Below are 22,281 nucleotides of genomic sequence, written 5' to 3'. Positions count from 1 at the left end.
AGCATGGCATTTACATAAAGGGTGTCAATGAGTTGGAGAGAGGGAGGTGGAGAAATGAGAGGCGTGTCGTTTTCGCGATAGCAAAGAGGAGAAACACTCCCCGGCACGCTTGAGCCGGGGAGCCTGCGCCGGTTACTGTCCGGCGGTTTTATCAAATTTGCCCAGCATTTCGCGCTCGTAGGCCTGCGCTTTTTTGCGGTCAAACTGGTGTTCCCACTTGGCGATCACCAGCACCGCCAGCGCGTTGCCGACCACGTTCAGCGCGGTACGCGCCATATCGAGGATACGGTCAACACCGGCGATAAACGCCAGCCCTTCCAGCGGAATACCGACACTGCCAAGGGTTGCCAGCAGCACCACAAACGACACGCCCGGCACACCGGCGATGCCTTTTGAAGTCACCATCAGCGTCAGTACGAGGACGATCTCCTGCCACAGAGTGAGGTCGATACCATAAAGCTGGGCGATAAAGATTGCCGCGATGCTCTGGTAAAGCGTCGAGCCGTCGAGGTTAAAGGAGTAACCGGTCGGCACCACGAAACTGGTGATCGACGGCGGCGCGCCGTAGGCTTCCATCTTTTCGATAATGCGCGGCAGCACGCTTTCCGAACTGGCGGTGGAGTAAGCCAGAATCAGCTCATCCTTCAGAATGCGGATTAGGGTCCAGACGCTCAGCCCGCAGACGCGCGCCACCAGACCTAACACCACCAGCGCAAAGAAGATGATTGCGACATAAACGAGGATCACCAGCTTCGCCAGCGGCCAGAGCGAGGCGAAACCAAAGTTGGCGACCGTCACCGAAATCAGCGCGAAGACACCGACCGGCGCGTAACGCATCACCATATGGGTGACTTTAAACATGGTTTCGGAAATGGAGCGGAAGACGGTTACCAGCGGCTCGCGGTGCGTTGCCGGCAGCGACGAGAGACCCAGGCCAAACAGCACCGAGAAGAAGATGATCGGCAGCATGTCGCCTTTCGCCATCGACGCGATAATGTTGGTCGGCACCAGCGACAGGATGGTACCCATCAGACCGTGAGCGTGGCTCTGCACGTCCGCAGTGGTGCTTTGGTATTTCGAAATATCCACCGTGGCCAGCTGCGACATATCAATGCCCGCGCCCGGCTGGAAGACGTTGGCCAGCGTAATGCCGAGCACAATCGCAACCGTAGTGATCACTTCGAAATAGATAATGGTTTTCGCGCCGATTCGACCAAGCTGCTTCGCGTCGCCAACGCCTGCAATACCCACCACCAGCGTGGAGATCACAATCGGCACCACGATCATTTTGATCAGATGAATAAAGATATCGCCCGCCGGAGACAGGAAATTCGCAATCAGCCATTCACGGCTGTCGCTCTGGTAATGCAAGTAACTACCCAGAAGAATACCCAGCACCAGAGCCAGCAATATCTGCCAGGCCAGGCTGATTTTCATATTTTTCATCACTACAGACATCCTCAATGAAGCGCCATTCCATGCACAGGAACGACACATACTGAAAGGGTATGATTTGCGTTGCACGGTATTGCGGGGGTTTTTAACGCGCATTATCAGTACCATTTGCAAGGTGTAACGCGCAACCCTATAGCGGGAGGGGGTTTGACTGATTTTTTAAGGAAAAACCGTCTTTTATTCCAGTTATGAAAAATAACTACTTGTTATAAAAAACTTTTCACTCTGCGTAATTCCAATATTTAACTTTGGAAATTAATACACTGAAATTGTTCGGTTGCGCACTTTTTAATCATCAGAAATGTCGTACAACCGATCCCACACCGAAATTTCCACTGCGATTTTCTATTTAAAGAGTGAATAATCCATGACAAAAATTATTAAGAGGCTATTTGTTCAGTGGTTTATTTTCAGGTGCTTACGCTTGTTCACCTTTTATCCAGCGAATAGCAGAGTAATCAAATCGCCTTATTCCATAACGTACTGTTATGAAGGAAATTTCTCTCTCCGCATGCTTTTCAGCGCCTTTCAGGTGCGGCACACACGGTTTTGCCAATTTGCAGTTGCGTTGCCTAATGCGTGATCTATCGCGCAAATAATAAACAAAGCAGGCAAAGGCCCTACAATTAACGTTCTTGTGACATATTATTAACATCTTACAAGGAGAGCAACCGCCATGAGCCAAATACATAAACACGATATTCCCGCGAACATTGCGGAGCGTTGCCTGATCGATCCACAGCAGTATGAAGCCAAATATCAGCAGTCCGTTAGCGACCCGGAGACCTTCTGGGGCGAAGAGGGCAAAATCCTCGACTGGATTAAACCCTACACCACCGTTAAGAACACCTCTTTCGCGCCCGGCAATATCTCCATCAACTGGTATCAGGATGGCACCCTGAACCTGGCCGCGAACTGTCTCGATCGCCATCTCGCCGAGCGCGGCGACCAGCCGGCGATTATCTGGGAAGGCGATGACGCCAGCCAGAGTAAAACCATTACCTACCGCGAACTGCACCGCGATGTCTGCCGCTTTGCCAATGTGCTGGTGGATCTGGGCATTAAAAAAGGCGATGTGGTGGCGATCTATATGCCGATGGTGCCGGAAGCGGCGGTGGCGATGCTAGCCTGCGCGCGTATTGGCGCGGTTCACTCGGTGATTTTCGGCGGTTTCTCTCCGGAGGCGGTTGCCGGGCGCATTATCGACTCCAGCTCGCGCTTAGTGATCACCGCCGACGAGGGCGTCCGCGCCGGGCGCGCCATCCCGCTGAAGAAGAACGTCGATGACGCGCTGAAAAACCCCAACGTGAAGAGCGTTGAGCATGTGGTGGTATTCAAGCGCACCGGCGGCAATATCGAGTGGCACGAAGGGCGCGATCTCTGGTGGAGCGATTTAACGGCGAATGCCAGCAATGAGCATCAGCCTGTGGAAGTGGGCGCGGAAGATCCGCTCTTTATCCTCTACACCTCTGGCTCGACCGGTAAACCGAAAGGGGTGCTACACACTACCGGCGGCTATCTGGTCTATGCCGCAACCACCTTTAAATATGTCTTTGATTACCATCCGGGCGACGTCTACTGGTGTACGGCGGATGTCGGCTGGGTCACCGGCCACAGTTACCTGCTCTACGGCCCGCTGGCCTGCGGTGCCATCACGCTAATGTTTGAAGGGGTGCCGAACTGGCCGACCCCGGCGCGCATGAGCCAGGTGGTGGATAAGCATAAGGTCAATATTCTCTACACCGCGCCGACGGCGATCCGCGCCCTGATGGCGGAAGGGGATAAAGCCATTACCGGCACCGACCGCTCTTCGCTGCGTATTTTGGGTTCCGTTGGCGAGCCAATCAATCCGGAAGCCTGGGAGTGGTACTGGTCAAAAATCGGTAACGGCAAATGCCCGGTGATGGATACCTGGTGGCAGACGGAAACCGGCGGTTTTATGATCACCCCGCTGCCTGGCGCAACCCGGTTGAAGGCCGGTTCCGCCACGCGCCCCTTCTTTGGCGTACAGCCTGCGCTGGTTGATAACGAAGGTAACGCGCTTGAGGGCGCGACCGAAGGCAACCTGGTGATCACCGACTCGTGGCCGGGCCAGGCGCGGACGCTGTTTGGCGATCACGATCGCTTCGAGCAGACCTACTTCTCCACCTTCAAAAATATGTACTTCAGCGGCGACGGCGCGCGCCGGGATGAGGATGGCTACTACTGGATCACCGGGCGCGTGGACGATGTGCTCAACGTATCCGGCCACCGTCTCGGCACGGCAGAGATTGAGTCGGCGCTGGTGTCGCACCCGAAAATCGCCGAAGCGGCGGTGGTCGGTATTCCGCACAATATCAAAGGCCAGGCGATCTACGCTTACGTGACGCTCAACCACGGCGAAGAGCCGTCGCCGGAGCTCTATACCGATGTGCGTAACTGGGTGCGTAAAGAGATTGGCCCGCTGGCGACGCCGGATGTGCTGCACTGGACCGACTCGCTGCCGAAAACCCGCTCCGGCAAAATCATGCGCCGCATTTTGCGCAAGATTGCCGCTGGCGATACCAGCAACCTCGGCGATACCTCAACCCTCGCCGATCCGGGCGTAGTGGAGAAACTGCTCGAAGAGAAGCAGTCCATTACGATGCCGTCGTAACCCTGGGCCGGATGCGCTGGACGTCGTTATCCGGCTGGCTTTGAAGATAACCATTACGCCGGATGGCGGCTGACGCTTTATCCGGCCTACATAAGCCCCTGCGGGTGGTAGGCCGGATAAGAGGCGTTGCGTCGCCATCCGGCAAAGAAAGCCCCTATAAACCTCTGGAGACCTGCGATGAACGACCTTTATCAGCAGATAGAAAACAGTGCGCATTTCAGGGAGTTAGTTGAAAAACGGCAACGGTTTGCCTTTCTCTTATCCATCATCATGCTGATTATCTACGTCGGCTTTATCATGCTTATCGCTTTTGCCCCGCACTGGCTCGGCACACCGCTGCATGCGGGCACCACCGTCACGCGCGGCATCCCGATTGGTATCGGCGTGATTTTGATTTCGTTCGTGCTGACAGCGCTCTATGTCTGGCGCGCCAACAGTGAGTTTGAACGGTTGACCCGGGCGGTACTGAGCGAGGTAAAAGCGCCATGAAGAGAGTCCTGACGGCGCTTGCCGCCACACTTCCGCTGGCGGCAAATGCCGCTGATGCCATTACCGGCGCGGTGCAGCGCCAGCCGACCAACTGGCAGGCGATTATCATGTTCCTGATTTTCGTCGTGCTGACCCTCTATATCACCTACTGGGCTTCTAAACGCGTTCGCTCGCGCAACGATTACTATACGGCGGGCGGCAATATCACCGGTTTCCAGAACGGGCTGGCGATTGCCGGTGACTTTATGTCTGCCGCCTCGTTTCTTGGCATTTCGGCGCTGGTCTACACCTCCGGCTACGACGGGCTGATCTACTCCCTCGGCTTCCTCGTCGGCTGGCCGATTATCCTGTTCCTGATTGCCGAACGGCTGCGCAACCTCGGGCGCTACACCTTTGCCGATGTCGCCTCCTATCGCCTGAAGCAGGGGCCGATTCGTATCCTCTCTGCCTGCGGTTCGCTGGTGGTGGTGGCGCTTTATCTGATTGCGCAGATGGTCGGCGCGGGCAAGCTTATCCAGCTGCTGTTCGGCCTGAACTACCATATCGCGGTGGTGCTGGTTGGCGTGCTGATGGTGATGTATGTGCTGTTCGGCGGCATGCTCGCCACCACCTGGGTGCAGATCATCAAAGCCGTGCTGCTGCTGTTCGGTGCCAGCTTTATGGCCTTTATGGTGATGAAACATGTCGGCTTCAGCTTCAATAACCTGTTTAGCGAAGCGATGGCGGTGCACCCGAAAGGCGAGGCAATCATGAGCCCTGGGGGGCTGGTGAAAGATCCGATATCGGCGCTATCGTTAGGCCTTGGGCTGATGTTCGGTACTGCCGGTTTACCGCATATTTTGATGCGCTTCTTTACCGTCAGCGATGCGCGGGAAGCGCGTAAAAGCGTGCTCTACGCCACCGGCTTTATGGGCTACTTCTACATCCTGACCTTTATCATCGGTTTTGGTGCCATCATGCTGGTCGGCGCGAACCCGGCGTTTAAAGATGCGGCGGGCGCGCTGATTGGCGGCAACAACATGGCGGCGGTGCACCTCGCCGATGCCGTGGGTGGCAACCTGTTCCTCGGCTTTATCTCCGCCGTCGCCTTCGCCACCATTCTGGCGGTGGTCGCAGGCCTGACGCTGGCGGGCGCTTCGGCGGTGTCGCACGATCTCTACGCCAACGTCTTCCGCAAAGGGGCGACGGAGCGCCAGGAGCTGCGGGTGTCGAAAATCACCGTACTGATCCTCGGCGTGGTGGCTATCCTGCTGGGGATCCTGTTCGAGAATCAGAACATCGCCTTTATGGTGGGGCTGGCCTTCTCTATCGCCGCAAGCTGTAACTTCCCGATTATCCTGCTGTCGATGTACTGGTCGAAACTGACCACCCGCGGGGCGATGATCGGCGGCTGGCTTGGCCTGCTGACGGCGGTGATTTTGATGGTGCTCGGCCCGACTATTTGGGTGCAGATCCTCGGCCATGCCGCACCGGTCTTCCCGTATGAATACCCGGCGCTCTTCTCCATTGCCGTGGCCTTTATCGGCATCTGGGTCTTCTCGGCGACCGACAATACCGAAGCGGGCAAACGCGAGCGCGAGCTGTTCCGCGCCCAGTTTATCCGTTCACAAACCGGCGTCGGTATCGAACAGGGCCGCGCGCACTAACCTCCCCCTACTCCCCGGCCACTTTTGGCCGGGGATCACACTTTCCCCTCTCTGCCATAGGCATATTTCGCCATCGCGCTACAGTAACCTCAACGAATTGAAACAACGTTCCATTAATTCAGCAAATCAATTCATAAGAGAGGATGCGATGAAGAGCTATGCGTTAGTGGGCACGGGCGGGCGTGCCGGGTTGTATATCTCCGCCATTGGCGGCCAGTGGAGAGAGAATGCCCGTATGGTGGCGTTCTGCGATACCAACCAGACGCGGATGGATTACGCCAATCAGCTGTTAATGCAGGAGGGCGCGGCCTCCGTTCCCACCTGGCAGGCGGCGCAGTTTGAGGCGATGATCCGCGAAACGCAGCCCGATACGATTATCGTCACTACCATGGACAGAACCCACGATGACTATATCGTGCGCGCCCTGCGCGCGGGCTGTGATGTGATCACCGAAAAACCGATGACCATCGATGAGACGCGCGCGCTGCGTATTCTTGATGCCATTGAAGAGACCGGCAAAACCGTGCGCGTCGCCTTCAACTATCGCTATGCGCCGCACCACAGCAAAGTGCGCGAACTGCTGATGAATAACACCATCGGCGAGGTCTACTCGGTGCATTTTGAGTGGCTGCTCAATACCGAACATGGCGCGGACTACTTCCGCCGCTGGCACCGGGAGAAGCGCAACAGCGGCGGCCTGCTGGTGCATAAATCGACTCACCATTTCGATCTGATGAACTTCTGGCTCGATAGCTTCCCGCTGCGGGTGTATGCCGAGGGCGGCCTGCGCTTCTACGGCAAAGAGAATGCCGAAAAGCGCGGCGTGACGCACTTCTACCCGCGCGCGCACGGCTATGCCGCTGCCGAGGACGATCCGTTTGCCCTGCATATGGCCGATAACCCACAGTTAAAAGCGCTCTATCTTGATGCGGAACATGAGGATAACTACTGGCGCGATCAGAGCGTGTTTAGCGACGGCATCACCATTGAGGATACGATGTCGGTGCTGGTGAAGTACCAGAATCAGTGCCAGCTGACCTACTCGCTGAATACCTATCTGCCGTGGGAGGGGCTGAACGTGGTGTTCAACGGCAGCCTCGGGCGGCTGGAGATGAAAATCGTCGAGAAGTCCTATGTGAATGCGGGCGGCGAGCGCGCCAATGAGGGGAGCCTGACGTCGTGTGATATTACCGTTTTCCCGATGTTTGCCGCGCCGTGGAAAGCGGAGTTTACCCTCGGCGAAGGCGGGCACGGCGGCGGGGATAACGCAATGCTGGCAGATCTGTTTGGCACACCGGAGCATGACCCATTGCAACGGGCAGCCGATCACCGCGCGGGGGCGATGTCGATATTGACCGGCATTGCGGGCAATATCTCCCTCCAGCAGCAGCGGCCGGTCAATTTCAACGAGTTTGAGTTGGTCGCGCGGTTGAAGAAGGCGGCGCACCGCGCATAAAGAGAGGCATTGAAGCCGTTGAATGCCTGATGGCGCTACGCTTATCAGGCCTACAAGTTGGCATCATGCCTACGGTTTTGTAGGCCGGATAAGGCGCAGCCGCCATCCGGCATTGCTGTCGTGCTTACTTGTTCTCGATCAGCAGCGCTTCCAGCAAATCGAGGTCGTGCAGCATCTTTTGCAGCGTCTCGTTACTGATCTGGCGGGTGGCGCGCAAGTGATAAAGCTCGGCACGCTCCGAGCGCAGCGCCGCCAGGCGGAAGCGGCGTTCGAGGTTCTCTTCCTGCAACGTGTTTTCCACATCATTGCGACCATCGGCACGGCGGCGCAGGTTACCAATCACCCGCGAGCTCACCTCCGTCAGCAGCTGGGTATCGATATTCTCTTCGGTATCCGCTGCCAGGCGCTCCTCCATCTTCTGGATCGCCACAATCGCCACATCGGCGGTCGCCGCGCGCGCCATGCGCTCCTCTTTCTGCTGCTGGGCGTGGTCACGCACTTCGATACGCTGCAACAGCATCGGCAGGGCAATCACGCCGACAAACAGTGAAAAGAGGATCACCCCGGCGGCGAGGAACACCAGCTCATAACGCGCCGGGAAGACATCGCCGGTCGGCAACAAAAGCGGAATCGAGAGCACACCGGCGAGGGTAATCGCCCCGCGCACACCGGCAAAGGTCGCAATCAGCAGCTCGCGGGTGCTCCATGCGCCAAACTCCATCGGCTTTTTGGTCAGGAAGCGACGGCTGAAGTTCTTCATCACCCACAGCCAGCCAAAACGCACCAGCATCAGCGCGGCGTAAATCAGCAGGATATCGGTAAACAACATCCAGGTTTCAACGTTCGGATCGGCTTCTGCCGCCACCAGCGAGGACTCCAGAATGCCTGGCAGTTGCAGGCCCAACAGCAGGAACACCATGCCGTTAAAGACAAACTCCAGCATCGACCAGGTGCTGTTTGCGCGCAGGCGCATCGCCAGCGGCGCGCTGCGCATCACGCCGGAGCGGGTGATGGTCATCCCGGCAGCGACTGCGGCAAGAATGCCGGAGAAGCCGATATGCTCGGCAATCAGGTAAGAGGCGAACGGCAGCAGGAACAGCAGCACGATTTGCGTGGCCGGTTCGTCCCCGCCCCAGCGGCTGAGGAAACGCAGCGAACGGCCATAGAGCCAGCTGACGGCGAAACCGGCCAGCAGGCCGCCAATCGCCACTTTGAAGAACTCGACCGTGGCACCGCCGACGGTAAAGACCATTGTGCCCATCGCCACGGCGACCGCGAACTTCAGCGACACCAGGCCGGAGGCGTCATTCATCAGCGCCTCACCCTGCAGGATGCCCATAATCTTTTTCGGGATGCGCCCTTCCCCGACGATGCCGGAGAGCGCCACCGCATCGGTTGGCGACAGCACCGCGGCCAGCGCAAAGGCGGGCACCAGCGGAATACCTGGCACCATCCAGTAAATTAAGAAGCCGATACCCACCACGGTGACCAGCACCAGCGCCAGCGCGAGACCAAATATCTCACGCCCGTGCTCAAGGAATTCCCGCGTCGGCGTTTTCCAGCCGTCGGCAAAGAGCAGCGGCGGAATGAACAGCACGAGGAAGAGTTCCGGGTCGAACTCAACGTGCAAACCGAAGGTCGGTAAGGCGAGTAACGCGCCGATGGCGATCTGCATCAGCGGTAAGGGGATTTGAAACGGCAGAACTCGAGTGATAACACCGGAGAGCGATACCACAAGGGTCATGATGAGAATGGTAAAGAAGATTTCCATGCGTTCCCTGTTTGCAGTGTGTTGTTATACCCGCATCAGACCTGAGACGGGGCCTTTCAGCTTAACGCAAAGCAACCGGGCTGTGGGCAAAAAAATGGGCAACCGAAGTTGCCCATTGTCCGAATGTTTAATGATTAGATAGCCCAGCCGCCGGCATAAAATGCTACCAGCGCGATAGCGATCACCACGGTGCCGATGTTCAGCTTGCGCCATTCACCGGACACCACGCGGCCAATCACCAGCGAAGCGAAGCCAATCATAATGCCGGTCACAATGTTACAGGTGAGCACGATAAACACGGCGGTAATGAGGCCCGACATGGCGTCAACGAAGTCGGCGAAGTCGATTTTCGCCACGTTGCTCAGCATCAGCAGGCCAACATACATCAGCGCTGGCGCGGTGGCGTAAGCCGGCACCAGGTAGGAGAGCGGAGAGAGGAACAGGATCAGCATAAACAGCACGCCGACGGTGATCGCCGTCAGGCCGGTTTTGCCGCCCGCTGCGGTGCCCGCCGCCGATTCGATATAGACCGCAGCCGGTGCCGCGCCAACCAGGCCAGAGAAGACGCTGCTCAGGGAGTCGGTGGTCAGCGCTTTGCCGCCATCGATAATCTGCCCATCTTTATCCAGCAGGTTCGCCTGGCCTGCGACCGCGCGGATGGTGCCGGTGGCGTCAAACACTGCCGTCATCACCAGCGCCAGCACGCTTGGCAGCACGACCGGGTTGAGCGCGCCCATAATATCGAGGCTGCCGATCAGCGAGTTGCCTTTGTCATCGCTCAGGGATGGCATGGCGAAAATACCGGAGAAGTGCACGGTCGGGTCGAAAATCAGACCAACGACGGAGATGCCGATAATGGTCAGCAGAATGCCACCCGGCACTTTCAACTTCTCCAGACCGATAATCACCGCCAGGCCGATCAGCGACATGATCACCGGGAAGCTGGCGAAGTGGCCAAGGGCAACCGGCAGACCGTCAATTGGGTTTTTAACCACGAGGCCGACGCCGTTGGCGGCGATCAGCAGCAGAAACAGGCCGATACCAATACCGGTGCCGTGCGCAACGCCCTGCGGCAGGTTACGCAAAATCCAGCTGCGAATGCCGGTGGCGGAGATAACGGTAAACAGCACACCCATCAGGAACACCGCGCCGAGTGCGACCGGGACGCTGATCTGCTGCCCCAGCACCAGGCTGAAGGCGGTAAAGGCGGTAAGTGAAATCGCACAACCGATGGCCAGCGGCAGGTTGGCCCACAGCCCCATCACGATGGAGCCGACACCGGCAACCAGGCAGGTGGCAACGAAGACGGCAGCCGGCGGGAAACCGGCTTTGCCCAGCATACCGGGCACCACGATGACGGAGTAAACCATCGCCAGGAAGGTGGTTAAACCGGCCACAATCTCCTGACGAACGGTGCTGCCACGGGCAGAAATTTTGAACAGTGCGTCAAGCGAACTGCCGGTACGCGCAGATGGCGTAGACATAGATACATCCCCTGAGAATTTTATTGTGCGTTGGCATGCGTGGTGGACAGTCCACTGCCGGTCAAACGTCTTCTCCCTGTGCTGCGTTGTGACAAGGGGTCACAAAAAAGCAAACGTTTAACTCCGCGCATCCAACGGGTGGTCAAAAAAAGGCAAACGATTATCCAGCGTTTAGACGCCGCTTTTCAACCAAACTTTGCCGCTTTCTACCAAATATCGCCGAAAGCGGCTAAGAACTGCCCGTCGGATGCGCAAACGTTATCGTCGATGCGCAACTTTGCAACATTCTACGAACATTCTCACTCGCCGGGCAGCGAGAAGGGGCCACCCTGTTCAATGGCGCGTTTCCAGGTGGGGCGCATTTCGACGCGTTTTTTCCACGCCTGCAAATTGGGCAGATTCTCAATACCGCCGCGCGACAGCAGGGCGAACACCGGGAAGCTCATCTGCACATCCGCCATGCTCAATTCATCACCGGCAAACCACGGGCGGTGCGCCAGCTCCCCTTCTATAAAGCGGGCGTGGGTCTCAAGCTGCTTATTCAAAAAAGTATTCTCGATCCCTTTCCCGATAAGCTTACCGACGCTGCGCACGCCAAACGGCACCGGCGGTTTGCCGAGTTGCCCCACCACCAACTTCATTAATAGCAGCGGCATCAGCGAGCCTTCCGCGTAGTGCAACCAGAAGCGGTAATCGATCTTCTGCTGTGCATCGTGCGGCTTGAAGCGCTGCTCCGTGTCGTAGGTCTCTTGCAGGTATTCGAGGATCGCCCCCGATTCGGCGAGGATAAAGCCGTTATCTTCCACTACCGGCGATTTTCCCAACGGGTGAATCTTTTTCAGCTCGTCCGGTGCCAGCATGTTTTTCTGCCGCTCATAACGCACGATATTGTAGGGAACACCCAACTCTTCCAGCGCCCAGAGGATGCGCTGCGAGCGCGATTTATTCAGATGGTGCACTGTAAGCATGACTCTCTCCCGCGTTTATATTCGTTTTAACTATAGAGAAGCGCGAGCAAAGCGCCGAAAAAATCATAATGAAAGCGCTTAAAAAACGAGCAGGGAGGCGATGAGCATCTATACTTATTTTGTCAGCACAAACCGGAACCTTACTCGCTACACAAGGGGTGTTGATGTCGGGGGAAACCCTCCCGTTTCGATGCGGGATAGAGCGAAAGACAATGACCGGAAAACGACTAAAGCGCCCCAGCGGGCGCTTTAGTTTTTTTAAGTTCACTCATCTTCCAGCAACCGCGCGCCAGGCCCCTGCTTGCCCAGCGTATCGCCAGGGTTGCGTAGCGGGCAGTCGCTGCGCGACAGGCAACCGCAGCCGATGCAGCCATCCAGTTCGTCGCGCAGTGCCACCAGCGTGTGGATACGTCTGTCCAGCTCTTCGCGCCACTGGGAAGAGAGCGCTTTCCACTCTTTTTTACTCAGCGTGTGCCCTTCCGGCAGCACGCCAAAGGCCTCGCCAATGGTCGCCAGCGGAATGCCGATACGCTGCGCGATTTTGATAATCGCCACATGGCGCAATACATCGCGCTGATAACGCCGCTGATTACCGGCATTGCGCGAACTTTTTATCAGCCCTTTGCTTTCATAAAAGTGCAGCGTTGAGACGGCAACCCCGCTGCGCTTCGCCACTTCACCGGGGCTGAGAAGGGCTTTGATTCGCGGCGTTTTCTTTTCCATAAAACCTCTTTACCTCAAGTTAACTTGAGGAATTATACTCGCCCGCAGACAAAACGACGAATCGGGAAAGAGGAAGCTTTATGTCCCATCAGCAGATTATTCAGACCTTGATTGAATGGATTGATGAACATATCGACCAACCAATGAACATTGATGTTGTCGCCAGAAAGTCAGGCTATTCAAAGTGGTACTTACAGAGGATGTTCCGCACGGTGATGCATCAGACGCTTGGGGAGTACATTCGTCAGCGCCGTCTGCTGCTGGCCGCCGAAGCGCTGCGCACCACTAAACGGCCGATTTTTGATATTGCGATGGATTTGGGTTACGTCTCGCAGCAGACTTTTTCGCGCGTCTTCCGCCGCGAGTTTGATCGTACGCCGAGCGACTATCGCCACCAGGCGTAACTCACTTTAGCGAAGGCGGTTGCTGCACCCAGCGTTTAAACTCCTGCGGCGGCAGCGCCTTCGCAAAGTGCCACCCCTGGCAAAACTGCACGCCGCGCTTAAGCAGCCAGGCGACCTGCTCTGCCGTCTCCACCCCTTCCGCAATGATCTTCAGCCGCAGACTCTGCGCCATATCAATAATATGTTCCGCAATTAAGTGGCTGGTGCTGTTCGTGGAGAGCGTGTCGATAAAGGATTTGTCGATCTTCAGGATGTCGACGTTGAGCGAGTAGAGATTGTGCAGGTTGGAGTAGCCGGTGCCGAAATCATCGATCGCCACCTCATACCCCGCCTGGCGAAACGCCTGGATCACCGGCGTGGTTTTTGGCACATCGATAAACCCGCGCTCGGTCACTTCAATTTTGATCTGCTCGGCGCGCACCGCATAGTCGCGCGCTTTGTTGGCAATCAGCGAAATTAAGCGCGACGAGTGGAAGTCAGAGGCCGACAGATTGATGGAAATATAGAGATTCGGCACCACCGCCAGAAAATCCCCTAAATCATTGAACACCTCATCGACGACATAATCCGTCACGCGCTCAATCATGCCCTCTTTTTCCGCCAGCGGAATAAACTCCGTCGGGCTCATCACCTGGCCGTTAAAACCTGGCCAGCGCAATAGCGCCTCGGCACCAACGCAGGTGCCGTTTTTAATATCAATAATAGGTTGGTAATGAAGGCGAAGCTGACGACGGGTTAAAGCGCGGTGGAGCCTGCGGCGTGGTGAGGTAATTTCCCGCCGTGTTCGCGTCCAGATAAAAAAGATTAGCGCGCTACAGACCATCCCTAACGGCAGCGTAAAGACCGCCTGCCGGTAAAGGGAGTGGAAATAGTTTTCGCGCGACGTCGAAACAATAATGGCGATCGGCCGTGAGGGTGCATACGCAATGGCATAAAAGCGATCGCCCAGCAAGAAAGAGCTATCCTGGCGGTGGATTAACGATGCAAAGGTCTTCAGGCGGGCGTTCTTACTGAGCGAGAAAAAGCCGCCGGAGCGCGTATCGTAAACGCCATACGCTAAACGCGGATCGTCTGATGTCACATCGCTATAGGTCAGCGGGTTAATCACCGCGACATAATTTCCCCGCTGCACGTAGACCATTTTATAACCGGCATAAAAAGGGGTATCGCGATAGTAATAGAGCGCCGTGCCATGCTTCCCTTCATAATCCGCTGGTGAAATAGCATACGATTGCGCGGGCGTAACGGCGCTTGAACATAAAAAGTGGTTGCCCTGGGCATAAATAAGATCGGCAACATACTGGCTGCCATGCACAATATTAAGCATCACGTCGCGATGCTGCGGCGTACACGGCGTGCCGCGATAGTTTTCCGCCGCGCGGCGTACGCTATCTGCCTGCTGGATAACAAGATCGGTTTTATTCAACGCCTGGCGGGCAAATGCGCGCAGGTGCGTGCGCGTCTCTTTTACGGCATGGATATGCGCAAACCATAGCGAGATCATTACCGGGATAAGAACCACCAGTATCATTCCGCTAATTCTGAGCATTTTATGAGGCACACTGAGCTTCATGTCCGCCGAAATCCATGCATTTTATGTGCCTTTTATATTGTTGGGCAGGAGGCTTTTAGAAACAGGTGATTACGTTGCATCAAACCCTGATCATTAGCAACTGACTTTTCTCTTCCGGATCCTGATATTTAACGATGCTGAGAATATTCCACCGTAAGGCAAACTAAAAGTGTGCCCCTGGTTTTATATTTAAGGAAATATTTCGCCCTGCCGTTCCCTAAGGCGAAACGACCGGGAATAAGAGGAAGTGACCATATAGGTAATAGAGCACCGGCTTTGGCTATTTTTCACCCAATTATCCGGCTAAAAGTCGCCATAGCATAAACCAGTGCTTAATAGTTAAGTCATAATGTACTCACGCTTAATAATATAAGCAGGCTTAATTATCTGGCGAAAAACAGGGCAATTTATAGATGGCGCGTTTCCACAATCAGAACATCCTCATGACCACGGTTATCGCGTTTTTGTCGTTTTATTGCTGCGCTTATGTAAAATTTATTTTTTATTTCCCGGCAAGAGTAAGTTAAATAAAAATATTCAATGCGCGCGATCTCACCCGGCGACGCTAATGTAGCGACCCGCTTTTTGCCGACTTAAAAAACTAAAAAAGCTCTCTTTTTGTACTGGTGAATAAAACAGCAAATGTGATAGAGTTCACAAATTCCGTGTATGCGGAACCCCACTTTTACATTGTTGTGTTAACCCGACGGACAACTGCTTTCGCGCGCTGCGCAGGCCTTTGCTCGCCAGGTGTTTGATTCTCCTGAGGATAGTAAGATGGCAACCCTTACCACCAGCGTGGTGCTGTTCCGCTGGCAGTTATTGAGCGCACTTTTAATGTTTATGGCCAGTACGCTGAACATTCGTTTTCGCCGTTCCGATTACTTCGGGCTTGCGGTGATCAGCAGCGGCATGGGGCTGGCAGCCGCCTGCTGGTTTGCCACCGGCCTGCTTGGTCTGTCGGTGATGGATTTCGCCAAAATCTGGCAACACTTTGCGTCGGTGTGGGAAGAGATGACCCGCAACGCACCGCCAGAGTGGCCGATGGTGATGACCTGATAAGCAGCCGGCCCGGATGATCCCCCCAGCAAAGCGCTATTTTCCCAGCTTTGACAGCATCTCCGGGCGCATAAATTTCTGAATAACCAGCATAAAGAGCACCGACGGCACTAACAGGATCAGCGCGGTAATCGACGAGACCTGATAATTCCCGGACATGCTGGCGGTATAGAGCAGGATCGGCAAGGTGGTGATATCCGGCGCGCCGACAAAAAAGGTGGCGGTGAACTCATCCAGCGACTCCAGAAAGACGAAGATACTCGCCGCAATCAACCCTGGCGCCGCCTGCGGCAGCGTAATGTGGAAAAAGGTATAGAGCGGCCCGGCACCCAAATTGCGCGATGCCCTCGCCAGCAGCGGATCGAGTGACGAAAATGCCGCGACGCTGATCCAGATTGAGTAGATCAACCCATGCACGCTGTGCACCAGCACCACCCCGGCAATCGTGCCGTTTAATCCCCACTGATAAAAAAGCCGCGCCACATTCATATAGACCGTCAGATTCGGAAAGGCCTGCGGAATCAAAAAGAGCAGCATAAAGAAAGCACGAAACGGCATTCCTCGCTGCGCAAGCGCGTAACCCGCCGGCACCGAAATCAGCAGACAGACCAGCACCGACAGCAGCGCAATCAGCACGCTTACCCCAAGTGAACCGGAGATGTCGCTATAGGGGCTAAATACCTGGTTCCAGTACTTCAGCCCCCACTGGCTCGGCAGGGTATGGGGGAAAAACCAGCTCTCCGCCACCGTCCAGATCAGTAAATTAAGCAGCGGGCCGAACAGCGCCAGCACCAGGAAGGTGAGCAGCAGCGTTTGTAAAAGAAAGCTGCCGCGAATTTTTTGACGCAACCGGTTCATGCCTGCTCCCCTTTTGCCCGCAGCGTATGGCGTAAATAGAACCACGACAGCGCGGCGCAAATCAGATAAGAGATCACGCCCATCGCGTTAGCGACCGGGTAATCACCGTACGAGTTAACGCGAAAAGCCATATCCACCGTCATCATGGTCGGCGTGCCGGTGCCAATCATCAACGGTACCGAAAGTACCGACATCATCGTCACGGTCGAGAGCACCATCGCCACGCCAATGGTCGGCAAAACCTGCGGCAGAATAATGTCGAACAGGATACGAACGCGCGACGCACCAAGGTTTTGCGCTGCCAGAATATGGCTGCGATCTACCGCTGCCATTGCGCCGCAAATCAGCAGGGTTGAGAAGGCCATCTGTTTCCAGACGAAGGTAATAATGATCCCGCTCCAGCCGAGCAGCGAGGTGGTCTCTGTCGGCGTTAACAGCCCGGCGGCCACCAGCGCATTATTCATCAGACCGTTTTTCGCCAGAAAGGTACGCATCATCTGCGCCGTAACGATAAAGGGAATAAAGAGCGGCAGGCGGTAGAGAAAAGCGAGCGCCCGGACAATACCCTGCCAGGGGGAGAGCACAATGATGGCGGAAATCGTTATCGACAGCAGGGCGAGGATCGCCAGCGACACCAGCACAATGATCACCGTAAACAGGATGTCGCTGGAGTAGAGCGAGAACATCTTCGCAAAGTGCGCCAGCGTTAACGCATGGGTCTCGTCGGTAAACGCCGAGATCAGCGAATAGCCGAGCGGCCAGAGAAACAGAACCGCGATGGTCAGCGTTGCCGGGCCAACCAGCAAAAGGGATTTCATTGTATGTCGCATGGTAAACCTGAATAGTCACAAAAACGCCCGGATCGGCGATCCGGGCCAGGGGTTAATCAGTTCGATACCTGACGCTCGTAGCCCTCTTTGATATCGGTAAAGTACTGATTAATGGGGAAGCTTTTACCGTAGCGGCTCAGCGTTTCCGGGGAGATCTCGGCGAACAGTTTCTGCCAGGTCGCCGCATCCAGTTTCTCTTTGACATATTTCGCGTCGATGCCCGGATACCAGTTGAACTGTTTCACAATCCCCTGCGCCTGCACCTCCGGGCTGGTCGCCAGCGCGATAAACTCCTGCGCCAGTTTGGCCTGCGCCGCGTGTGCTGGCACCACGTAATACATCGGCTGGCCCGGCATGCCCGGCGCGATTAACGTCAGCTTGATGGAGGGCGGCAGTTTGCCCTGATCCCGCCAGCTGTAGAACATATCAACCCATACTGGCCCCATGGCGATCTCGCCCCGGCTCAGCATATCGAGTGTGCCGGCGTTGCCCGGTGTGAAAGTGACGTTCTGGTTGAACGCTTTCAGTTTGGCGAAGGCCTGATCCCAGCTCTTTTCAACGCTTTTATCGTAGGGTTGCGCCGACAAGCGCGCAGCATCGGTGCCGTAGGCGTAGGTCCAGCCGACCACGAAACTGACGCCGGACATGCCGTTTTTAATGCCGTTATAGCCAAATGCCTTCGGGTTTTTCGCCGACCACTGCACCAGCTCGTCATAGGATTTCGGCGGTGTGCTCACCAGGTCGCTGTTATAGGCAATCGCCGTCTGGCTAAGGAACATCGGCATCACATAGCCATCAACATTGACGCCCAGCGCATTTTTCGCGTTATCGGCGCTGACCAGCGAACCGGTATTGATGGCTGCGCGATACTTCTCCAGCAGCCCCTTCTCCACCAGCTGACCGCCGACCGCCTGATGCACAACGGCAACGTCGATATCCCAGCTTTTCGCCCCGCTCGCCTGCTGTGCGCTCAGCTTTTCGAGGATTTTGTTCGACCCGGCATCGCCCGGGCCGGTGCCAATAACCTGCACTTTTACCCCGGGATGCGCGGCTTCAAACTTCGGCCCAAGCCACGTTTTTACGTAATCCACCATATTCTGATCGCCTGCCGTTGCCACATTGAGCACCGTTTCAGCTTGTGCGCCCTGCGCGACAGCGCCCAGACCGAGCGCGGCGATAACCGCCAGTTTCGTTGTTACGGACATGTTTTTCCCCTAAAAGAAGCCCTGTTGGTTGGCATTAAAAAGTGGTCTCAAAGCGATGCAGCGCCGGTGCCGGGATATGCAGTTTTACCGGCGTTTGCAAAGGCCAGCTCCGCTCTGCGTCGGCAAGCAGGATCTGCCCGTTGCAGCGCACGCTGTGGCGATAGTGATGACCCAGAAACGCGCTCTCCTCCACGACACCCTCCAGCACCAGGCCCTGCGGCAAGTCGTATTGCACGGTTGCGGGAAGCAACTGAACATCTGCACTGCGGAAATAGAGGCGTTTATCGCTGCTCTGTTGTTCAATCAGGCAGTTATCGGCCCCCATAAAATCCGCGACGAAGGGCGTGGCCGGGTGGTGGTAGATCGCCTCCGGCGTGCCAATCTGCTCAATGCGCCCCTGATTGAGCACCGCAATGCGATCGGCCATCACCATCGCCTCTTGCTGGTCATGCGTCACAATCAGCGAGGTAAAACCGAGGCGCTTTTGCAGCGCTTTAATCTCATGGCGCACATTGAGGCGCACTTTGGCATCAAGGTTTGATAACGGCTCGTCGAGAACCAGCACATCCGGTTCAATCGCCAGCGCACGCGCAAGGGCAACACGCTGGCGTTGGCCGCCGGAAAGCGCCGTCACTTTACTCTCGGCATAGGGTTCAAGATTGACGATGCGTAATAATTCCCGCACCCGCTGCTGGATACTCTCTTTTTTCCAGCGCCGCACTTTGAGGCCATAACCAATATTTTGTGCCACGGTGAAGTGGGGCCAAAGCGCATAACTCTGGAACACCATGGTGATATTTCGCTGCTCAGGTGTGAGGTGCGTAATATCCCGATTGTTAATTGCCACGGTGCCCGATTGCGCCGGGATAAAACCGCATAATGCATTGAGTAGCGTCGTTTTTCCGCAGCCGGAGGGGCCAAGCAGCGCAATCATTTCACCCTTTTCGACGGATAAATGAATATCGTGCAGCACCACTTTCTCGCCATAGGAAATTTTTAGTTTATCGATATGCAAATAACTCACGGGCGATCCCTTGTTGCGCATCTTAATTAGCAATGAACACGTGTTCATTTATTTGTAAAAAAAATGCAACTTTGTAGCGACATGATGTGAGCCTACTTTGTCCGCTATTTGTGACAATTTGATTAAGTGATAACGCTTTTTAGCGAGGCGACATGAAAATAGATGTGCTGGGGTGCGGGAGCGCCTTTTCGCGGCAGCAAAACACTTCCGCTATTCGGGTCATCGACCGGGAGAAGCGTCAATTGTTGATTGACTGCGGTCCCACTATTCCGCGCGCGCTCTGGCAGCGAAATCTGGATATTAACGAGATTGATGCCCTCTACTTTACCCATGTGCACCCGGATCACTGCACCGGCCTGACGGCACTGCTCAATTACTGGAAAAGCTTTCAGCGGCGTAAACCGCTGATTATCTGGTCGCAGCGTGAACAGTGCCCGGTACTGATGCAACTGGCGAGCCTGGCAAACTGGCCGCAGACAGAACTGAGTTTTCCGATTGAGTGGCGGGACAGCGAAGCCGCGTTTCACTGGCAGGGTTGGCAGATCCACACCGCCTTTACCCACCATGAAATTCCCAATCTCGCGCTACGTATTGAAGCTGATGGGGGCGCGCTCTTTTACAGCGGCGATGGTCGTCCGACGGCAGAGAGTATCGCCCTGATGCACAATGCTGATCTCGCCTTCCAGGAGTGCGCCTCGCTGACGGCGTTAGGCAGTGACGCCTCCCACGGCGACTTTCCCGATTGCCTGGCGCTCTATCAGCAATTACACCTGCCCGCGCTTGGCTTATACCACTGCAACGATGCCGCCCTTGCGGCGCTGGCACAGGCATGCGCACCCTATCCGGGGCTGTTTCTTAGCGAGGATGGCAGGCAGTTTGACCTTCTCACCCAGCAGGCGGCCCATTATGGCTAAACAGACGGTCACCGCCGAGGATGTGGCGAAACGGGCTGGCGTTTCCCGCGCGGTGGTCTCGCGGGCACTGAGCAGCAACGGCAGTATCTCCCCCGCCACGAAAGAGCGGGTATTGCATGCCGCACAGGAGCTGGGCTATCAGGTCAATTTCCTTGCCCAGGGCTTAAACCGCCAGCGCAGCCACCTGATTGGCGTGATTGTGGCGCGTATTGCCGATCCGTTTCGCAGCCGCCTGCTGGAGGAGCTGCTGCATGAAATTCAGCGGCGCGGCTACCAGGCGCTGGTCACCGAGATTTCCGGGGAGCAGGATTTGGTTGCCACGCTGCGCCGTTTTACCCAGTTTCGCGTCTCGGGGGTGATTGTGACATCCGGCCAGCCTCCACAAGCAATTGTGAATGAGTGCGTGAATCTGCACATCCCGGTGGTGGGTATCAACCGCGACCCCGATATTCCGCTGGTCGATTTTGTCTGCTCCGATAACCGCGCCGGGGCGCAGCTGGCAGCAGAACAGCTGCTCAGCGCGGGCTGTCGTCGCTTCGGCTGGCTGAATACTCACGGCTCAACCTGGGCGGGACGCCGCCGGGGTGAAGCCTTCTCCCAGGCTTTAGAGGATGGCGGCGTCGATACGGCGCAGCATCTGCAGATCATCATGGCGCATGAAGAGGGTTATGCGGGCGGTTGGCAGGCGGCATTAGCGCACTCCGCTGAACTGCCCGACGGCATCTTTTGCGCCAATGCTCAGCTGGCCTGCGGCTTTCTTGACGGCATGCGCCAGCGCGGCAAACAGGCACCGCACGATTTTCATCTGATCGGTTTTGATAACACGCCGCAAAGTGGGCAGTTCAGCTACCAGTTAACCACACTGCATCAAAACACCACGGAGATCGCCCACCGCGCGCTGACGCGTCTGCTGGAGCGGGCGAAAAATCCGTTGCAGCCTTCCCACGTCGAGTGGGTTAAGGTGGAACTTATTCATCGACACACATCGCCACGCATTGGCTAAGAGCTATCTATGACAGAAGAGTTTACCCACGCGCTCTGCGCGCTGATTCGCCGCCTCGGCCTTGAGGCCAAACAGCTTCGTGATAAAGGGCTGACCGTTGAGCAGAAAGGTCGCCAGGACTTTGTCTCGCAGGCGGATGTTTATGTCGAGACGCAGCTGCGCGAGTGGTTGAAGGCGCAGCGCCCACAGGATGGCCTGCTTGGCGAAGAGCGCGGGCTGGAGCCGGGCAGCGAAGGCACCTGGGTTATCGACCCGATTGATGGCACCACCAACTTCATTCTTGGTATGGATTACTGGTGCATCTCCGTCGCCTGGGTATGCAATGATCGCATCGAGCTTGGCATTATCTACGCGCCGGATCGCGAAGAGTTTTTCTTTGCCCGCGCGGGCCACGGCGCGTTCCTCAACGATCGCCGCTTAACCCTGACGGAACCCTCGCCGGATGCGGTGGTGCTCGGCGTCGGGCGCTCAAGCCGCCGCGCGCCGCGTGAATATACCGATGCGCTGGAAAAACTGCTCGATCAGGGCGTGGAACACCGCCGTTTTGGCGCCGGTGCGCTGATGCTGGCGCACGTCGCCGCAGGGCTGGTGCACGGCTATTACGAAGCGCACCTGCACAGCTGGGACGCGCTGGCCGGGCTGGTGCTGATCAGCGAAGCGGGCGGTCGGCACAACGACTTTCTCGCCAACGAGGGGTTAACCAACGGCAATACGGCGTGGGCCGCCACGCCAGCGGTGTGGCAGCAGCTGCAACCGCTGCTGCTGCCGTCAGGGAAGTAACTTA

The 22,281-nt window shown here is 56.4% G+C and carries 19 protein-coding genes; 9 read left to right on the top strand and 10 right to left on the bottom strand.

Features of this window, described 5'->3' with window-relative positions; translation table 11 throughout:
- Nucleotides 1-132 precede the first annotated feature (132 nt).
- Nucleotides 133-1,446: a glutamate/aspartate:proton symporter GltP gene (gltP, locus tag ABIC80_RS23210; protein WP_042712698.1), complete on the bottom strand. Its 1,314-nt coding sequence runs from the start codon at nucleotides 1,444-1,446 to the stop codon at nucleotides 133-135.
- A gap of 685 nt (nucleotides 1,447-2,131) precedes the next feature.
- On the opposite strand from gltP, the gene acs reads away from it, so the two are divergent.
- The 4 genes from acs (at nucleotide 2,132) to ABIC80_RS23190 (ending at nucleotide 7,681) form a co-directional block, all read left to right on the top strand.
- On the top strand, nucleotides 2,132-4,090 hold the full coding sequence (gene acs, locus ABIC80_RS23205) for an acetate--CoA ligase (RefSeq protein WP_429178711.1): 1,959 nt from the start codon (nucleotides 2,132-2,134) through the stop codon (nucleotides 4,088-4,090).
- Nucleotides 4,091-4,267: 177 nt separating this feature from the next.
- A complete protein-coding gene (locus tag ABIC80_RS23200; protein ID WP_042712694.1) occupies nucleotides 4,268-4,579 on the top strand; it encodes a DUF485 domain-containing protein in 312 nt (103 codons plus the stop codon).
- A complete protein-coding gene (gene actP / locus ABIC80_RS23195; protein WP_023478518.1) occupies nucleotides 4,576-6,225 on the top strand; it encodes a cation/acetate symporter ActP in 1,650 nt (549 codons plus the stop codon). The genes ABIC80_RS23200 and actP overlap by 4 nt, the downstream gene beginning before the upstream one ends.
- A gap of 148 nt (nucleotides 6,226-6,373) precedes the next feature.
- Nucleotides 6,374-7,681: a Gfo/Idh/MocA family protein gene (locus ABIC80_RS23190; RefSeq protein ID WP_429178709.1), complete on the top strand. Its 1,308-nt coding sequence runs from the start codon at nucleotides 6,374-6,376 to the stop codon at nucleotides 7,679-7,681.
- Nucleotides 7,682-7,805: 124 nt separating this feature from the next.
- Here the strand turns inward: ABIC80_RS23190 and ABIC80_RS23185 are convergent, their stop codons facing one another.
- The 4 genes from ABIC80_RS23185 to soxR form a co-directional block, all read right to left on the bottom strand.
- Nucleotides 7,806-9,452, bottom strand: coding sequence for a Na+/H+ antiporter (locus ABIC80_RS23185; protein WP_200134504.1), 1,647 nt, complete (start codon nucleotides 9,450-9,452; stop codon nucleotides 7,806-7,808).
- A gap of 134 nt (nucleotides 9,453-9,586) precedes the next feature.
- Nucleotides 9,587-10,936 carry a guanine/hypoxanthine transporter GhxP gene (ghxP, locus tag ABIC80_RS23180; RefSeq protein ID WP_042712688.1) on the bottom strand — a complete coding sequence of 450 codons (1,350 nt, stop codon included), beginning with the start codon at nucleotides 10,934-10,936 and terminating at the stop codon, nucleotides 9,587-9,589.
- Between the two features lie 299 nt (nucleotides 10,937-11,235).
- The gene (locus ABIC80_RS23175; RefSeq protein WP_429178707.1) at nucleotides 11,236-11,904 is read right to left on the bottom strand and encodes a glutathione S-transferase family protein; all 669 of its coding nucleotides are present in this window, start codon (nucleotides 11,902-11,904) and stop codon (nucleotides 11,236-11,238) included.
- Between the two features lie 264 nt (nucleotides 11,905-12,168).
- Nucleotides 12,169-12,627 (bottom strand): redox-sensitive transcriptional activator SoxR, encoded by a 459-nt coding sequence (gene soxR, locus ABIC80_RS23170; RefSeq protein WP_076769038.1) that lies wholly within the window; start codon nucleotides 12,625-12,627, stop codon nucleotides 12,169-12,171.
- An 80-nt stretch (nucleotides 12,628-12,707) separates the two neighbouring features.
- Between soxR and soxS the strand changes: the two genes are divergently transcribed.
- The gene (gene soxS, locus ABIC80_RS23165; RefSeq protein ID WP_042712678.1) at nucleotides 12,708-13,031 is read left to right on the top strand and encodes a superoxide response transcriptional regulator SoxS; all 324 of its coding nucleotides are present in this window, start codon (nucleotides 12,708-12,710) and stop codon (nucleotides 13,029-13,031) included.
- A gap of 1 nt (nucleotide 13,032) precedes the next feature.
- Here soxS and ABIC80_RS23160 read toward each other — a convergent pair whose 3' ends face one another.
- Entirely contained in the window at nucleotides 13,033-14,604 is a 1,572-nt protein-coding gene (locus tag ABIC80_RS23160) for an EAL domain-containing protein (RefSeq protein WP_429178705.1), read from the bottom strand.
- 777 nt (nucleotides 14,605-15,381) lie between these two features.
- Here ABIC80_RS23160 and ABIC80_RS23155 point away from each other — a divergent pair.
- Entirely contained in the window at nucleotides 15,382-15,663 is a 282-nt protein-coding gene (locus ABIC80_RS23155; protein ID WP_023478396.1) for a YjcB family protein, read from the top strand.
- A 36-nt stretch (nucleotides 15,664-15,699) separates the two neighbouring features.
- Here the strand turns inward: ABIC80_RS23155 and ABIC80_RS23150 are convergent, their stop codons facing one another.
- From ABIC80_RS23150 to ABIC80_RS23135, 4 genes are read right to left on the bottom strand one after another with little or no spacing between them, the layout of a single operon-like run.
- The gene (locus tag ABIC80_RS23150; protein WP_200580361.1) at nucleotides 15,700-16,521 is read right to left on the bottom strand and encodes an ABC transporter permease; all 822 of its coding nucleotides are present in this window, start codon (nucleotides 16,519-16,521) and stop codon (nucleotides 15,700-15,702) included.
- Entirely contained in the window at nucleotides 16,518-17,351 is an 834-nt protein-coding gene (locus tag ABIC80_RS23145; RefSeq protein ID WP_200580360.1) for an ABC transporter permease, read from the bottom strand. Before ABIC80_RS23145 ends, ABIC80_RS23150 begins: the two co-directional genes overlap by 4 nt.
- A 56-nt stretch (nucleotides 17,352-17,407) precedes the next feature.
- On the bottom strand, nucleotides 17,408-18,556 hold the full coding sequence (locus ABIC80_RS23140; protein WP_429178704.1) for an extracellular solute-binding protein: 1,149 nt from the start codon (nucleotides 18,554-18,556) through the stop codon (nucleotides 17,408-17,410).
- A 34-nt stretch (nucleotides 18,557-18,590) separates the two neighbouring features.
- Nucleotides 18,591-19,580, bottom strand: a complete 990-nt coding sequence (locus ABIC80_RS23135; RefSeq protein WP_429178702.1) for an ABC transporter ATP-binding protein — start codon at nucleotides 19,578-19,580, stop codon at nucleotides 18,591-18,593.
- Between the two features lie 152 nt (nucleotides 19,581-19,732).
- Between ABIC80_RS23135 and ABIC80_RS23130 the strand changes: the two genes are divergently transcribed.
- Genes ABIC80_RS23130 through ABIC80_RS23120 form a run of 3 tightly spaced genes read left to right on the top strand, consistent with a single transcriptional unit; the run spans nucleotide 19,733 to nucleotide 22,277 of the window.
- Nucleotides 19,733-20,494 carry an MBL fold metallo-hydrolase gene (locus tag ABIC80_RS23130; protein WP_429178700.1) on the top strand — a complete coding sequence of 254 codons (762 nt, stop codon included), beginning with the start codon at nucleotides 19,733-19,735 and terminating at the stop codon, nucleotides 20,492-20,494.
- Nucleotides 20,487-21,497 carry a LacI family DNA-binding transcriptional regulator gene (locus ABIC80_RS23125; RefSeq protein WP_429178698.1) on the top strand — a complete coding sequence of 337 codons (1,011 nt, stop codon included), beginning with the start codon at nucleotides 20,487-20,489 and terminating at the stop codon, nucleotides 21,495-21,497. The genes ABIC80_RS23130 and ABIC80_RS23125 overlap by 8 nt, the downstream gene beginning before the upstream one ends.
- Nucleotides 21,498-21,506: 9 nt before the next feature.
- Entirely contained in the window at nucleotides 21,507-22,277 is a 771-nt protein-coding gene (locus tag ABIC80_RS23120; RefSeq protein ID WP_429178696.1) for an inositol monophosphatase family protein, read from the top strand.
- The last annotated feature ends 4 nt before the right edge of the window (nucleotides 22,278-22,281 follow it).

Source organism: Kosakonia sp. 1610 (assembly GCF_050435845.1).
GTDB classification, from domain to species: Bacteria; Pseudomonadota; Gammaproteobacteria; order Enterobacterales; family Enterobacteriaceae; genus Kosakonia; species Kosakonia cowanii.
The sequence above is the reverse complement of the archived record's forward strand: the minus strand, read 5'-3'. Positions and strand labels throughout refer to the sequence as shown.